This window comes from Verrucomicrobium sp. BvORR106, from assembly GCF_000739655.1.
Lineage (GTDB): Bacteria > Verrucomicrobiota > Verrucomicrobiia > Verrucomicrobiales > Verrucomicrobiaceae > Verrucomicrobium.
The window spans coordinates 90709-106709 of record NZ_BATR01000010.1; the positions used below are offsets into that span (position 1 = coordinate 90709).

Below are 16001 nucleotides of genomic sequence, written 5' to 3' on the forward strand. Positions count from 1 at the left end.
CACCCGCTTCGCACCGGCGGATTTCCCCGCTGCCCTCCCCCTCAAACGATTGGAGGCGCGGCACCGGTTTTCACCAGCTTCCGCGCCTCCAGCAATTATTTCCTCGAATTAATTAATAAATCACAGACCGTTGTAAATGGTGTTGGGCACCATCTTGACGTTGGCAGTGACACCACGGCGCTCAAAGCTGAAGGCCGAGGGGAAGACGGTACTGCCCTTGTCCACATCCCCCTGACCCACCTGCTTCCAGCCAGCCGTCACGGATGGAGGGGAGGCTGTGGCGTAGTAGTATTGATCCCAGCCACCGGTGGCGTTGGGGAGCCACACGATATCCGCCGTGGTCTCTGTACCTTGAAGCACCTGGGTGCTCAGACCGCTGTTGGCCAGGGTCGAGCCCGTGGGATACACGGTATTGAGAGGGAGGTTGGTCCCGTTGGCGACCGGGAAGAACGTGGGTGTGGTCCGCAGTGATCCGGTGAAGGTGATGGTCAGGTTCGTGAAGTCATTCCGGGTGATCCAGAGGCCATCCACGTGATAGACCGGTGTCCCGGCAGCATCGGCGGCACCACTGTTCACCTCCCGCCAGCCTGCGGCCGCCGTGGAGTAGAACACATACTTGTACCCACCTGCGCCATCCGGCACATAGACCAAGTCCGCGCTGCCGTTCCATGTGGCAGTAGGGCAGGGCTTCAGGCCGGCGGAGTTGGTGGCCCCGAACAGCGAGGTGATGGTGTGAGCAGCTCGAACCTCATAGGTGTCCCCTGGAGCGGAGAAACCGGAAAGGTCATCCTCTGTCGTGAGCACCCGTTGGGCGATGGCCGTAATCGGGCTGGCGATGCCCTTGTTCGTGCCACTGGTGATCTCAAGCCAGAGATTGCTCTGCCCCGCCAGCGCCACGTTGAAATCAACGTTGTTGTCGGTCAGATTGTTTGCCGCCTCCGCATCAAGTTTGCCGGAGGCCAGCACCGGACGAACAAAATTTACCCCCACCAGCGTGGTGGACCATGCGCGTGCGGTAACCTTGTGAAATCCCGCCAGCTTGGACGGAACGGTGGACGGGGCTTGCCCCATGAGGTTGGTAACAGCGGCAACCATGGTGCCGATGAGGAAGAGTGATTTATTCATGATTTTTCTTAATAAATCACGCTGAAAATAAGAGGGACCGCTCACGTCTGTCTACACTAAATATAAAACGTATGGAACTGAGCAAATTGTATTGACCGGTCTAAGCAAAATTCATAGACCTAAACCCGGAATTATTTTCATTAATTCCGATAACGCGTCAACACATGGTTATGACACGCTTCCATACTTCAGCTAAAATCGGGATCGCTGTGGCCTTGGGGATGGCCGCTTATGATGGGCACGCTGCCACTGATTACAATAACGATGGGTATGACGACGTCTGGCAGCAACGCCATGGCATCACAGTTTCCTCATACCCCCTCACCAGCGACTACGATGGTGATGGTGTTACCAATCAGGCGGAAAGCGTCGCGGGTACGGATCCGAAGAACTCGCTGGATGTCCTGGCGGTGACCAATATTTCGGTTTCAGGGACCAACATCGTGGTCTCCACCAAGACCCAGACGGGCAAGCGCTATAAGCTACAGAGCAGCAGCGCCCCCAACGGTCCCACCTGGACGGATGAAGGCAGCCCGCTGACCGGCAACGGCACCGTGCAGAGCTTCACGGTGGCGATGGGGTCCGGCACCGCCCCCAAGTTCTACCGGGTGCAGGCGGAGGACCAGGACACAGATGGTGACGGCATCTCCGACTGGGCTGAGGGGCTCATGGGGACCAATGCCACCCTGGCCAACTCGCCCAACAATGCGTCCGGCGGTGTCGCCTCCGACAGCGAAACCCTGCGCAGCCTGATGTCGATCACCACCAGCGTGGTCACCGCCAGCGCCTATGAGAAAGAAGCCACCACCGCGCGCGTGCGGCTGACCCGCTCCTACGGCACGATGCCACTGACCGTGTCCTACACCACGGCAGGCAACACGGACACCCTCAAAGGCTCCGCCGCCGCGGGTGACTACACGTTGAAGGACTCTGCCAATGTGGCCATCAGCACCTCCTTCACCATCCCGGCCGCTGCCACCCAGTATGATGTGCAGATCGCCCCGGTGCTGGATACGGCCAATGAAGTACCGGAAATGCTGCGCCTCACCTTCCGCCGGGTGACAGGCAGTGTGACCACCCAGCTGGGGAACACCCAAGCGGTCCACATCCGGGATGCCACAAACACCACGGCCAACCGCAAGCTCTTCGTCGCCTATCTGGGCCGTGAAGGGGGCGCAGTCACCACCGCCACCGGTGTGGCCACCCTGCTGCTTAACGGGGACAACACTTCCGCCGAAGTGAACTCCACCTTCAACAACCTGACCTCCCTCCAGAGCGCCTCCCACCTGCATGCCGCCCCCGCTGGCACGCCGCAGGCCAGTGGCCCCATCATTGAGAGCCTCGAACTCGGTCAGGTGACGGCCCACGTGTACCCCATCGCCGCAGAATCAGTGGCGCTCTGGAACACGGATCAGGCCACGCTGGACAACCTCTACAACGGGTACATTTACATCAACGTTCACACGGCCAACTACGGCAGTGGTGAAATTCGAGGTAACTACGCCCTCGCCAACGGATCCGTCACCCCGCCCCCGGCGCCTGCGGCACCACCCACCTACGGCAGCACGGAGTTCCCGAACCTGGCCGCCAGTGGCGTGAACAACAACCCGGCGCTGGATCGTGACATCGCCCGCTTCCTCACCCAGGCCAGCTACGGGCCCACGACGGAAAGCATCCAGGAGGTGAAGGATCTCATCGCCGCCAATGGCAACAATGCCATCAACGGCTACACGGCCTGGATCAACAAGCAGATCGATCTGGGCCAGACACCGTCGCCCTCCCTGACGACGCTGGTGCAGGCCGCTGATGTGGAGGAGTTCATTATCCGCAACAACAAGCCCGTCACCTACGGCAACGATCCGCAGTTCGGTGGCAACTCCACCCAATGGAACGGTACCACCCGCGCTTGGGACGCCAGCAGCATCTGGAACAACAACTACCCCTTCCAGAACAACCGCCGCCGGGAATGGTGGACGCTGGTGCTACAGAGCAAGGACCAGCTCCGTCAGCGCTTGGCCCTTGCCCTGAATGAGATCGTCGTGATCTCTGAAAACGACGGCACGGTTTCCACCTACCACTACGGGGCGTCCAACTACTGGGACATGCTGGCGCAAAACGCCTTCGGCAAGTACCGCACCATCCTGGAGAACGTGACCTACAGCCCGATGATGGGCATCTACCTGAGCCACCTGAAGAACCAGAAGGCGAACGGCCAGATCAGCCCGGATGAGAACTATGCGCGTGAAATCATGCAGCTCTTCTCCATCGGTCTGGTACTGCGCCACCAGGACGGCAGCCTCCAGTTGAACACGAGCGGCCTGCCCGTCTCCACCTACGACCAGACGGACATCACGGAACTGGCCCGCGTCATGACGGGGCTCAGCTTTGGCAAGCGCAACGCCACCGTGGTGGGTGCTCCCACCTACCCGACCGCCACCAACCAGGCGATCGGTGCCGTGGAAGACAACACGAACTTCTTCCAGGGCGGCGGCCACCGCTTCTGGCAGGCCTCCTGGGTCAATCCCATGAAGATGTTCGACGCCTACCATGACTTTACCGCGAAGACACTCTTCGCCGGCAAAGTGGGTGCCACCACCATCCCGGCCCGGACCAACAACACCACGCCGGAGTCTGAAGGGAATGCGGATGTGATCGATGCGCTCAACGTGCTGGCCGGCAACCCTGCCAGCAGCACCTACAACGGCCACCCGAACACCCCGGTCTTCATCAGCCGCCTGCTCATTCAGCGGTTTACCACCTCGAACCCCAGCGCCGGCTACCTCTACCGCGTCACGCAGAAGTACAAGGACACCAACGGCAACCTGGGTGAGGTGATCAAAACCATCCTGCTGGACTACGAAGCCCGCAGCCTCACCAACGCGGATTCCGTGGTGGCGTTCGGCAAGGCCAAGGAGCCGCTCCTGCACTTCACCGCGATGATTCGCGCCGTGAAGAGCTACACCGGCTCCCCGCTGGCCACCCTGACCACGATGCCAGTGACCTTCACCGCCACGGAGTCGCCGGTCACCACCGCCTACCCGTCCACAGAGCTGGCCAAGTTCCCGACCGGTGCCGTGCGGTTCCGCTTCTTCGACACCCAGTCGTCCGTCACCCAGTCCCCGCAGCGCGCTCCTAGCGTGTTCAACTGGTTCCTGCCGGACTACGTGATGCCCGGACCGCTGGCCTCCGCTGGCCTCTTCGCCCCTGAACTGCAGGTTGCGACGGAGTCCAACGTGGTGAACGTCGTCAACTCGCACTACAACATCCTCTTCACCTCGGTGCCGCCGACCGTGAAAGCGGGTCGCGGACTGGATGACTACCTGAACCTCGCCTCCTACCGCAGCGCAGCCGGGGTGCAGCTCACGGTGCCAGCCTACGCGGTGTCCTCAGGGTACTTCAGCGCGAACACCTTCGATCCTGCCGGTGCCACCACCCAGCCTGGGGACATCAACAACCAGGTGGACAACCTGATTCCGAAATTCGACGACCTGATCACCCTGTACACCAACACCTACACCACCACGCTCGCTGCCCAGTATGCGCCTGCCGCGGTCCCGGCCACCCCGGGCACCACGCAGAAGCAGGCCGCCCATGCCGAGGCGGTGAAGGTGGTGCTGGACCAGTGCGATCTGCTCTTCTCCTCCGGCTACCTGAAGGCGAAGTTCGGCAGCGCCCCCGCTCCTAACGTCCGCCAGTCCATCATTGACGGCGTCAACCTCATCGCGGCCAACAATCGGCACACGACGGATCCGACGAACTTCACCAATGATGTCCGCACCCGGGTGCGCAACCTCCTCTACCTGGCAGTCAGCGCCCCGCAGGCCATCGTTCTCAAGTGATCGAGTACCAAATGGTGTTGTTTCAATTATCCTCAAACCTTTTCAAAGCTTCCAAACATGAATCTTCTGTTTCGTCGCAAAAATGAGCCCAGCCGCCGCCAGTTCCTCGTCAAGACGGGCTGCTCCGCCATGGGCATCACCAGCGTGGTGAACACGCTGGCCCACCTCAAGCTCATGCAGGGGGCGCTCAATGCGCAATCCTCCGGCGGCGGCTACAAGGCCCTGGTCTGCGTCTTCCTCAACGGAGGCAACGACTCCAACAACATGCTGATGCCCTTCACAGGCACCGCACGCACGGACTATGAAGCGGGACGCGGGGTGCTCACCATCCCCACGGCCAATGCCAACGCTGCGCTGAATGCGCTCCAGATCAATGCCACCAACGTCGCCGAGAGCGATCCCCTGGGCGGCTATCTGGGCACCTTCGGCGTACATCCCAAGTTCAACCATGTGAAGACCATGTTCGACACCGGGGAACTGGCCTTCGTGTCCAACGTGGGCACCCTCACCCAGCCCGGTGTGACACGAGCCAACTACTCCACGGCCTCCAAGCCGCCGCAGTTGTTCTCACACTCCGACCAGCAGGTGCAGTGGCAGAGTTCCATCCCGGACAAGCCCTTCACGAGTGGTTGGGGTGGCCGTATTGCGGACCTGCTGGACCCGATCCACAATCCAAGCACGGGGAACGCCTCCATGTCGGTCTCCATTTCCGGCGTGAACAGTTTCCAGGTCAGCCCCACGGGTGTGGTGGCCCCCTATGTGATGACGAGCAGCGGGGTGGTGAGCTTCGGAGGTTACGGCACGAACTACGCGAGCGCCGTGAACAACCCGAGCCTCCTCTTCCAGGCCGCCAACTACAAGACCGGTGAGCAGGGCCGACGCCTGCAGGCCTTTGAGAACATCCTCCAGATGACTCATGCCAGCCTGATCGAAAATGCCTACAACGGTGTGGTCATGAATGCCCGCGTCACGGAAGGCATGGTGGGCACGGCCCTCCAGACCACGGCTGGCTCCACCGCCGGCACCAGCACGTTGGACACGGTCTTCAACGATGCGTTCGTGGGTTCAGGGTTTAACGCCAACAACGACTTCACCAACCAGATGAAGCTCGTGGCCCGCCTCATCGCCGGCCGGTCCTCCCTCGCCAACACCCGCCAGATCTTCTTCGTGCAACAGGGCGGCTTCGACACCCACACGACGCAGATCCCGGCTGGCAGCAACACGGGCGGCCATACCGGTCTGATGAACAACCTCAATTGCACGCTGAAAGGCTTCCGCGATGCCCTCACCTCCATGGGTGTGTTTGACAACGTGGTCACCTTCACCGCCTCCGACTTCACCCGCACGTTCACGGCGAACAAAGGCGACTCCTCTGCCGGCAGCGACCATGCCTGGGGCGGCCACGCCATCGTCATGGGCGGTGCAGTCAAGGGTCAGCGGGTGTACGGAAAGTTCCCCGTGCTCAAGCTCGGCGCCGCCACGAACAGCATCGACTCCACCGGCGCCAGTGGCCGCTGGATCCCGAGTTCCAGTGTGGACCAGTACGCCTCCGTGCTGGCCAAGTGGCTGGGTGTCGGCGATGCCCAGCTCGCGAACATCTTCCCGAACCTGAGCCGGTTTAACAGCCCCTACAGCACGGCGGCCAACCTCGACTTCCTGGACTTCAACGTCTGAGATTTCTGAACTCTTCAAGGCTCCGGCAAACAAAGGTTGCCGGAGCCTTTTCTTTTCTTTCTACTAGCTGCCATGTCCTCCCCTCAAAAATCGCGGAGCACGCTTTTACTAACCCTCGCGGGCATCGGCGTCGCTACGGCGGTGCTGGTGTGGGTGATGCGCACATCTGAAGATGCGCCTGCCTCCCACACCTCCAGCAACCCGACCGCGGAAGCCCCGAAGCCGGCCCAGCCCGTCGTGGAACTGGGGCCCGTCACTGTCCATCAGTCCGCCCCTGAACTGGCCGCCCAGCTCACCCGGAATGATCTGGACTCCATGGCCCGCATTGAAGCAGTAAACCAGGTCCTCTATGTGTATCGGCAGGGATTTGGCGGCAATCCCTCCGGCCAGAATGAAGACATCGTGGCCGCGATTCTCGGTGAAAACGAAAAGCGCACCGCCTTGCTTCCCAAGGACTGCCCGGCCATCCAGGGCGGGAAGCTGGTGGACGAATGGGGCACCCCCTACTGGTTCCACTCCATCACTGCAAAGGTCATGGAGATCCGCTCCGCCGGACCTGATCGCGATCTCTTCACCAATGATGACGTCTTCGTCCAGTAGCAGCGTGTCGATGCTCTTTGCACGTCTCAAGCTGACCCCGGCCATTCTCTGCTGGGGGGCAGGTCTGCTCGTCTCCCCTGCTGCCGAGCCCCCTCCCGCCTGGCGCTGTCTCTCCGCCATGGCGTGGCAGCGGGAGCAGGAGTTTCAAAAACCCGCCAATGAAGAGCAGGCCTTTCGCAACGGCCCGTTCGATCTGCCGGTGATCCCTGATCCCGGTCCGCGCGCGGCTTTTCTGCCTTGGGCCGCCTCCGGCGTCTCTGCGGAAGTGAAGGCGCGCCTCGTGGAGGGCGTACGGCACCTCCATGCGCTGGACGACACGGCGGCAGAGCGTTGTTTCCGCGATGCCGCGCGGCTGGATGCGAAATGCGCCGCCGCCTGGCTGGGGCTCGCCATTGCCAATGAGAAGCTGCCCTCCCGTGCCCTCTATTTCCTGGAACAAGGAGCCGCCGCGGTGGAGGGCAGCCCGGAGGCGGCCTGGTACGATCTCTACCGCGCCTTTTTCCAGACTGTGCAGTCTCGTGATCTTTCAGATAGGCTCCTCACGCTGGCCGATGGCATTGAAGCCACGCAGCAGAAGGGCAAGGCTCTGCCAGGAGCCCTGGCGATGGCACTGCGCTACCGCATGCTCGCCTCTTATGTCTCTGGGCTGCCGATGAAAAATGTGGAGTCAGCCGATGCCCAGTTGCTAACCTGGACCAAGCAACCTGGGGGCGATATCCTGCTGCCCTACACCGTGCTCCTGTGGACCAAGACGGATCCCGCCCGCGCCTCAGCACGGGTGGAGGCGCTGGTCCAGAAATGGCCGCAGCCGGCCATGCAGCGGCTTGCCGCCGACCCGTTGCTTGCAGCCGGGAATCTCCGCGGGGCGATGAGCCATCTTGAGGTCGCCTATCAGGCGAAGGAACCGTACGAAGCTCTGGCGCTGGAGACGCCATCGCAGCTCCAACAACGGTGGGACCGAGGAGCCGCTCTGGCCTGGACGCTCTATCACGCAGGAGAGTGTGTTCCTGCACTGGACGCCGCCACCCGTCTCCTCAACCAGGCTCGTAAACCCGGCTTCACCGGCCTGGAGGCTGTGGATGACGATCCATCTGGCATCTACTTGGAAGGCGTCAAACTACGGGCCCAGCTCCTGATGGCCACTGGCGATTGGGCGGGTCTGGCGGCATGGATGCAGGAAATCACCATCCAGTCGGACGGGCTGGTGCAGAAGCTGCACAGCCAGTACTTCAGCATGCTCGCCGCCGCCGGTTCTGGCCAGCGGGAGGCTCTGGTCAAGCTGCGCCCGTCTTTGAAGCAGACAGCCGATCTCGTGCAGGCCACCCCCTATCTCAACCGCCACGGCCCCCTTGCGATACGCATGGTTCGCGGGGCCGATGCTTTCGCAGATTTGTGCCAGGGCCGGGTGTCCCCGTTCTTGAAGGATGCGGTGGACGTGCCTGCCGTGGTGCTGGCACCGAAGGTGGCTGCCGCCGGGGCCAAAGACGGTGCCATTGCCATGCTGGAGGAGGCACTGGGGAAACAACCCGGCTCCAAGCCCGTACTGGCAGCCCTGGAGAGCCTCAAGACGTCGGGTGCGGCACAGACACCTGCCGAGCGAGTCGACGCGCCAGCGACCGCTGGAAGTGCTGTGACAGCGACGCTAGCACCGATGGCTCCCGCTCTCTCCCTGCCTGACAAGAACGGCTCCGTCGTGGATCTGACGGCCTACCGTGGTCGGCCTGTGTTGGTCATCTTCTTCCTCGGCGGTGGCTGCCCCCATTGTGTGGAGCAGTTGCAGAAGTTCCGGCCCCATGTGCCGTCCTATCATCTCGCAGGCATTTCGTTGCTCACCGTCAGCACCGATCCCGTGGCCGACCTGGCGTTGACGCTGGGAGGGAAGTCCGAGCTGGATCCTGATCTTCCGTTTCAGATCCTTTCTGACTCCGGCCTGAGCACCTTCAAGGCGTGGAAGTGCCATGATGATTTCCTGAACAAGCCCATGCACGGCACCTTCCTGCTGGATGGCGAAGGGCGGGTGCTATGGAGCGACATCAGCCACGACCCGTACGTGCAGGCGGGTTATCTGCTGGGTGAGTGCCGGCGGTTGTTGAAGGTGGGTGGCGGGCAGGGTAGTTAAGGGGGGAGGGCTGGCGACGGCGGCGAGGCACTTGAAATTGTATTCGCCAGGCGAAAGCGGCGTCAAGCCGCACGCACTCCAAGACGCTGACGCGTTTATTGACCATGCCAGACAGGACTTGTTTACCCCATCACCGGCGAACTTCGCGAAGCGTCTTGGAGTACGGTGGCTTGACACCGTTTTGGCGGCTCTTGTGATCGCCTAGAACCACAGCGACTCAACAGTGCTGGCCACGTCCACATTCCGTTCAGCTTGCCTACGCTTGCAACGGCCCCAGCCCTCACCTTCTTCCACAGAGCTCCCAAACCCGGCCGTAGTTGACGACGTGAGGAGGCACTTATTTCCCGATATGCGGCGATGCGGCAGGGAACAGGATCAAGGGGCCAAGGCATGCGCTGGGGAGGTGGGTTTCCAGGTGTGGGGACGTTTCCCTGGCTTCCGATGCCGGAGAGAGCACTGAGCCGACTGAAGTCGGTACTCCAACCCGCTCCGCTCACGTGACACATTCCTCGAACCCAAAACTGACGCACTGACGCACTGACGCCCCCCTACTCCTTCACATCCGGCACCACATCATCTGCCGTGAACAACTCCCGATCCGGCCCTGCAGAGCGGACCTCCATGTCCTTGCTGGTGACGGAGTGGAACCAATAAGGGGTGCCCCATTCATCCACGAGCTCGCCTTTGACAATGGCGGGGCAGTCTTTGGGGAGGAGGGCGGCGCCTTTTTCGTTCTCGCCGAGCAGGGCGTTGACCACCAGTTCGTTGTGCCCGGTGGGGATGCCACCCAGCACCTGGCGGTACAAGTAGATCACTTTTTCCACATACTGGATCCGCTCCTCAGCGGGCTGACCGGGCTGGCAGATCAGATTGGAAAGTTCCGCGGCGGACTCATGCAAGACCACCGGAGGAGGCTGAGGCAGCACGGGGGCTTTTACCGTGGGGCTTGAAGGAGCGGGCCCCGTCTTGGACGGTCCAGCCCCGTCTTGCCTGGTGATGTACCAGATGGCGACCGCCGAGGCGGCCACCACCAGCACCGCGATGACCGGCAAGACGCGCCCACGGGAAGGAGGAGGAGACGACATGAGATTCAGGAAATGACAGCAATCACCGGCCGGCCATCGTCACGCCCTCAGGGCGGACGGTGGCCGGAATCTCCAGCAAGATGACACAGACCCGGCTCAGACTTCAAGGAAGTCCATGTTGCCCGAGTTGATATTGGGCAGTGTCACAAAGCGGTTCAGGTTCGGGAAGATGTCGCCCAGAGTGCTGGCGTCCACGCCGAGCCAGCGCGCCAGGATGGCGGCGTACTGATCCACCGGGGTGCTCGGGATCCAGAGGCCGCGGGTGCCCGTGGCATCGATGGAGTCCGTCACGGTGCCGAGCTTGAGCACGGGGAACTTCCCGTACACCCGCTGCCCCTTGACCGCACCACCCATGACGATGGCATGGCCGCCCCAGGCATGGTCGCTGCCTGCGGTGTTGTCCGTCTTGTTTGGCGTAAAGGTGCGGGTGAAGTCGGAGGCGGTGAAGGCCACCACATTGTCCCAGACGTTGCCCACCTCAGCACCTTTCATCGCATCGGCAAAACCCTTCAGCGTGCAGTTGAGGTTGTTCATCAGGCCGGTGTGGCCCGCGGTGTTGCTGCCCGCGGGGATCTGGGAGATGTGGGTATCATACCCGCCATGCTGAACGAAGAAAATCTGGCGGGTGTTGCCCAGCGCCGAACGTCCGGCGATGAGGCGGGCCACGAGCTTCATCTGGTTGGCAAAGTCGTTGTTGGCGCTCAGACCGGATCCGCTGAAGGCATTGGTGAAATAACTATCCAGCGTGGTCGTGCCAGAGGCCCCGACCGTGGACTGGAGCGCGGTACCCACCATGCCCTCCGTGAGACGCGCGCTCAAGGCCACACCGTTGTAGGCGTTTTCCATGAGGCTCGCGTGCGTCATCTGCAGCACGTTCTCGAAAGCCTTGAGCCGGTGCCCCTGCTCGGTGTTCTTGTAGTTGCTGGCCTGGAAGAGCAGGCTGGGATTCGTCACCGCGCTGGCGTAGTTCGTGCCATAGCCGGTGAAGTTCACCAGACCGCCGCTGGTCATGATGTAAGGGGCCACCTGTCCCGCCGGGCTGACCTGGAAGCTGTTCACCCCGGAAATCGAGATGTTCATCGAGGCGTTGCCCGTGGAGGGATTGTAGGCGGGATCAAGCAGTTCGGCGACACGTCCGCCCCAGCCGCTTGTGAACGGCTTGTCTGGAATGGAGCTCTGCCACTGCACCTGCTGGTCAGAGTGCGAGTAAAGCTGCGGAGGCTTGGGAGCGGAGGAGTAGTTCGCCCGTGTCACCCCCGGGAACGTGAGCGTGCCCACGTTGGCGATGAAGGCGAGGTCGCCCGCATCAAACATGGACTTCACGTGGTTGAACTTCGGGTGCACGCCCAGCGTGCCCAGATAGCCACCCAGAGGATCGCACTCGGCGATGTTGGTGGCGTTGAGCTGAAGCGCATTGAGCGAAGCGGTGGCGTTGGCCGTGGGGATGGTCAGCATGCCACGGCCAGCTTCATAGTCCGTGCGGGCTGTGCCGCTGAAGGGCAGCAGCATGTTGTTGGAGTCGTTGCCCCCGTTGAGGAAGATGCAAATGAGGGCCTTGTACCCTCCCCCGGAGGACTGCGCATTGAGCGCGCCCTGCATGAGATTGAGGTGGGCCAGGGTATTCACCATGCTGGTGATGCCCATGGCGGAGCAGCCGGTCTTGACGAGGAACTGGCGGCGATTGGGCTCGTTCTTTTTCGGAAATTTAAGGTGCATGGAAGAAACAGGTTGGAATGTGAAGACTGGAATGGGACATCGGGACCCGCCGTCCGGATAGAAGCCGGGCGGCGGGTCATTCCGGTTATTTCATTTCAACACCACGGCCTGGGGCAGCGTGGCCAGGAGGTAGAAGGTGTTTCTCACCCGGGTGCGAGCATCGTTGGCGAAGTTCGTCGCATCCGTGGTGTGCCGGTTGTTGGCCGCGATCAGGTTCACCCCGTCGATGATGGATTTCCTTGGGTTCGAGGAAGTCGAACTCCCGTAGGCCGACTTCAAGTAGCCGGCGGCGAGCAGGCTGTCACCGAAGTCCACGATCACCTTCACCGCCTCGGCATGGGCCGCCTGCTTCTGCGTGGTGCCCGGGGTGGCCGGGACGGCCGCAGGGGCATACTGGGCCGCGAGCGCCGTGCTGTACGTGTTCGTGTACAGGGTGATCAGCTCGTCGAACTTCGGAATCAGGTTGTCCACCTGCTTGTAGAGGCCTCCGGGCGTATTGGTTCCAGGAGTGAACTGGGTGGCCGTGAAGTATCCCTTGTCCACCGCCCACTGCGGGATGGCCAGCTGCGTCCCGCCACCGGTCTGGTAGCCAGCGATGTTGGGCAGGTCATCCAGGTTCCGTCCCGCGTTGGCTGTCGGCGGCACGGAGGCGAAGATGGTGTTGTAGTGGCCGTTGACCACGTTCACCACATTGGACTCCGTCGCCACCTGCAACTCCGGTGCCACCAGACCTGCAGAGGCCAGCGGACCAGGCATCACGTAGTCAGGAAGGAACCAGTTGAACACACTGGGAGCGCGCTGCGGAGACTGGATGATCGACGACTGGGTGTCGAAGAAGCGGAACCGCAAAGCCCCGGCCGGGAACTTGTTGTACTCAGAAACCGGATACGCCGTCGTCACCGGGGACTCCAGAGAAGTGTAGGTCACCGGCACCGTGGTGAGATTCACCAGAGGCAGGCCGGTGTAGCACTTCAGGGAACGGAGCATGGCGGTGAAGTGAAGGAGCGGCTCCTTCACCTTGCCAGAGGCCATCGTGCCATCCGCGATGGAGAGGCTGCGGGCCTCGTAGTCCAGCAGGATGGCCTTGATCACCTCACCCAGGTCGCCACAAGTGTTCTTGTACACATTGGAGACGCGGTAGAGGTAGCCGGAGCTGGGGTTCGAGGTGGTAAACCGCTGGATGAGCAGACGGCTGATGAAGACCGGCGTGTTCGGGTGGCCGTTGTAGGTGCCGCCGGAGAGCGGTCCCGCCAGGCGTTCAGCGCATCCGTGATGTCCGCCAGGCCTTCCGACTCCGGCGTGGTGTTGTTCGTCCGCGCGGGGATGGTCACCTGACCGGCCTTGCCGTTGAAGAGCGTCTTGGCACCGAAGTCATGGTACGCATCAAACATCTTCAGCGGGTTCATCCATGCACCCTGCCAGTAGCGGGTGGAGGTGCTGGACTGGAAGAAGTTCGTATTGTCCTGCAGGGCACCCACCGTCTGGCTGGAGGGGTTGGGGTAGGTGGGGGCCGTCACGCTCGCGTAGCGCTTGCCAAAGGCGAAGCCAGTGAAGACGCGGGCCAGTTCCGTGATGTCGGGCTGGTCATACGTGGCGATGGGCAGGCCGTTGTTGTCCAGTTTCAGGCTGCCATCCAGATGGCGCTGTACCAGACCGATCGAGAAGAGCTGCATCACCTCACGGGCATAGTTTTCATCCGGCCGGATGTTGCCCGTGGCTTTCTGATTGCGCAGGAAGCTCAGGTAATACGCCATCACCGGGCTCTGGCTCACGTTGGAGAGGATCTGCCGATAGCGGCCGAACGCCCCCTGGGCCAGCATGTCCCAGTAGTGAGCCATCCCGTAGTGGTTGGTCTGCAGGGTGGAGTCGTTTTCCGAGACCACAGCGATTTCACTCAGGGCCAGGGCCATGCGCTGGCGGAGCTGGTCCTTGCTCTGCAGCACCAGCGTCCACCATTCGCGCCGGCGGTTGTGATAGTTCGGGTAGTTGTTCTGATGGATGGTGCTGGCCACCCAGGCCGTGCCGTTCCAGGAGAACGAGGTGCCTCCGAACTGCGGATCATTGTTGTAGTTGATCGGCTTGTTGCCCCGCAGGTAGAAGTCCTCCACATCCGCGGCCTGCACCAGAGTGGTGAAGGATGGCGAAGGGGTCTGCCCCAGGTCGATCTGCTTGTTGATCCAGGCAGCATACCCGGCCTGCACGTCGTTGCCGTTGGCGGCAATGAGGTCCTTGATTTCCTGAATGCTCTCCGGCGTGGGCCCATAGGTGGCCTGATGCAGGAAGCGGACAATGTCGCGATCCACATTGGATCCGGTGAGGGTCGGCCAGCCCGTGCTGCCATACACCGGCGGGGCAGGCGGAGCAGGGGGCTCGGCCACGGAGCCGTTGGCGAGGGCATAGTTTCCACGAATCTCACCGCTGCCGTAGTTGGCTGTGTGCACGTTGATGTACACGTACCCGTTGAAGAGGGCGTTCAGCGTGGCTTGGGAGGTGTTCCAACCACCAACGGGCTCCGGCGTAATGGTGTAGACGTGGTCTGTCACCTGGCCGAGCTCCAGGCTCTCCACGATCGGCCCGCTCGCCTGCGCATCCGTCGCCGGTGCGGCATGCAGGTGGGAAGCGCTCTGGAGGGAAGTCAGGTTGCCAAAGGATGAGTTGACCGTTGCTTGGGTGTTGTCCCCGTTCAACATGAGGGTGGCCAGACCCGTGGCGGTGGTGATAGCCCCGCCCTCCCGGCCTAGATAGGCCACGAAGAGGCGGCGGTTGGCTTCGGTATTGGTGGCATCACGAATGTCCACCTGCGCGTTGCCCAGGGGCGTCGTCACACCACCAGAGACCGACTGGAAGGTGAGGCGGAGCACCTCAGGCACCTCGTTGTTGGTGTCCGTGGTGGGTGTCACCCGCACATCGTACTGCGCCGTTCCTGCCGGAATGGTGAAGCTCGAACCCGAGATGGTGCTTCCGGCACCATTCTTGAGCACATAATCAGACGCGGAGGCGGAACCGAGCGTGGCATCAGAATTACCGGCAACTGTGAAGGATACCAAAAGCGGCATGCTGCTGTCACTGCGGGTCAACCGCACCACGGCAGCAGTGTTCTCTTTCTCATAGGCACTGGGGGTCACCACGCTGGCGGAGATCGAAAGCAGGCTGTTCAGCGTCGCGCCATCCGTCCCCACCCCGCCGGAGGCATTGTTGGGAGAGTTGGCCAGCGTCGGGGACGTGGTCATCTGATCCTCCGCCCAGTCGGACACACCATCTCCATCCGTGTCCTGGTCACCCGCGATCACCCGGAAGAACTTGGGCGCCGTGCCAGATCCGAGTGGCACGGTGAAGCTTTGTGACACTCCCGTGCCCGTCAGCGGAGATCCTTCCGCTGTCCAGGTGGGGCCATTGGGCGCGGCGCTGCTCTCCAGCACATAGCGCTTCCCGGTCTGGGTCTTGACCGACACCTGGAAGTTGCCTCCTGAAGCGCCGACCTCCCCTACCTTCAGCACATCCAGCGGATCGTTCGGGTTCGTCCCCGCAACACTCTCCGCTTGGTTGGTTGCCCCATCACCGTCAGCATCCTCTGCAAGAGGATGTGATGCCACGGTGATGCCGTAGCGGTTCTGCCACACATCGTCGTAGCCGTCGTTATTGCTGTCGGTGGCTCCATGAACCAACGACACTGACGTGGCGGCCAGTCCCAATGCCGCAGTCATTCCTTTTATTTTGCACAGTGAGGAGGGGCGCATCATGGCGGGTTAAGCGTTGAGAATTAGTCTCTTGGCTGAAGTCGAAGTCCTCGCGAGGCTGCCAATTTGCGAAAAAACAATCAACGAAAAATTGCACCCATTATAA

General features: G+C 61.8%; 9 protein-coding genes. 4 read left to right on the forward strand and 5 right to left on the reverse strand.

The annotated features are described in order from the left end of the window. Positions 1-120: 120 nt before the first annotated feature. Positions 121-1125, reverse strand: a complete 1005-nt coding sequence (locus BV106_RS01980; RefSeq protein WP_038159694.1) for a hypothetical protein — start codon at positions 1123-1125, stop codon at positions 121-123. A 170-nt stretch (positions 1126-1295) separates the two neighbouring features. On the opposite strand from BV106_RS01980, the gene BV106_RS01985 reads away from it, so the two are divergent. The 4 genes from BV106_RS01985 to BV106_RS02000 all read left to right on the forward strand — a co-directional run bounded on the left by BV106_RS01985 (position 1296) and on the right by BV106_RS02000 (position 9357). Then, entirely contained in the window at positions 1296-4964 is a 3669-nt protein-coding gene (locus tag BV106_RS01985) for a DUF1800 family protein (protein WP_081891446.1), read from the forward strand. 57 nt (positions 4965-5021) lie between these two features. Then, positions 5022-6638: a DUF1501 domain-containing protein gene (locus tag BV106_RS01990; protein WP_038159700.1), complete on the forward strand. Its 1617-nt coding sequence runs from the start codon at positions 5022-5024 to the stop codon at positions 6636-6638. 72 nt (positions 6639-6710) lie between these two features. Next, positions 6711-7238 (forward strand): hypothetical protein, encoded by a 528-nt coding sequence (locus BV106_RS01995; RefSeq protein ID WP_265595235.1) that lies wholly within the window; start codon positions 6711-6713, stop codon positions 7236-7238. Further along, positions 7216-9357 (forward strand): redoxin domain-containing protein, encoded by a 2142-nt coding sequence (locus tag BV106_RS02000; RefSeq protein ID WP_081891447.1) that lies wholly within the window; start codon positions 7216-7218, stop codon positions 9355-9357. Before BV106_RS01995 ends, BV106_RS02000 begins: the two co-directional genes overlap by 23 nt. 548 nt (positions 9358-9905) lie before the next feature. Here the strand turns inward: BV106_RS02000 and BV106_RS02010 are convergent. From BV106_RS02010 to BV106_RS34910, 4 genes are all read right to left on the reverse strand, one after another. Beyond that, positions 9906-10442: a hypothetical protein gene (locus BV106_RS02010; RefSeq protein WP_038159711.1), complete on the reverse strand. Its 537-nt coding sequence runs from the start codon at positions 10440-10442 to the stop codon at positions 9906-9908. 96 nt (positions 10443-10538) lie between these two features. Beyond that, a complete protein-coding gene (locus tag BV106_RS02015) occupies positions 10539-12158 on the reverse strand; it encodes a DUF1501 domain-containing protein (protein WP_038159713.1) in 1620 nt (539 codons plus the stop codon). Between the two features lie 90 nt (positions 12159-12248). Further along, positions 12249-13355 (reverse strand): DUF1800 family protein, encoded by a 1107-nt coding sequence (locus BV106_RS37980; RefSeq protein WP_306301618.1) that lies wholly within the window; start codon positions 13353-13355, stop codon positions 12249-12251. Further along, the gene (locus BV106_RS34910; protein WP_265595236.1) at positions 13247-15898 is read right to left on the reverse strand and encodes a DUF1800 family protein; all 2652 of its coding nucleotides are present in this window, start codon (positions 15896-15898) and stop codon (positions 13247-13249) included. The genes BV106_RS37980 and BV106_RS34910 overlap by 109 nt, the downstream gene beginning before the upstream one ends. Positions 15899-16001: the final 103 nt, after the last annotated feature.

What these genes read in the sequence shown, in the direction of transcription:
- BV106_RS01980 (WP_038159694.1), bottom strand. Translation starts at nt 1,125, where the DNA reads ATGAATAAATCACTCTTCCTCATCGGCACCATGGTTGCCGCTGTTACC.
- BV106_RS01985 (WP_081891446.1), top strand. Translation starts at nt 1,296, where the DNA reads ATGACACGCTTCCATACTTCAGCTAAAATCGGGATCGCTGTGGCCTTG.
- BV106_RS01990 (WP_038159700.1), top strand. Translation starts at nt 5,022, where the DNA reads ATGAATCTTCTGTTTCGTCGCAAAAATGAGCCCAGCCGCCGCCAGTTC.
- BV106_RS01995 (WP_265595235.1), top strand. Translation starts at nt 6,711, where the DNA reads ATGTCCTCCCCTCAAAAATCGCGGAGCACGCTTTTACTAACCCTCGCG.
- BV106_RS02000 (WP_081891447.1), top strand. Translation starts at nt 7,216, where the DNA reads ATGATGACGTCTTCGTCCAGTAGCAGCGTGTCGATGCTCTTTGCACGT.
- BV106_RS02010 (WP_038159711.1), bottom strand. Translation starts at nt 10,442, where the DNA reads ATGTCGTCTCCTCCTCCTTCCCGTGGGCGCGTCTTGCCGGTCATCGCG.
- BV106_RS02015 (WP_038159713.1), bottom strand. Translation starts at nt 12,158, where the DNA reads ATGCACCTTAAATTTCCGAAAAAGAACGAGCCCAATCGCCGCCAGTTC.
- BV106_RS34910 (WP_265595236.1), bottom strand. Translation starts at nt 15,898, where the DNA reads ATGATGCGCCCCTCCTCACTGTGCAAAATAAAAGGAATGACTGCGGCA.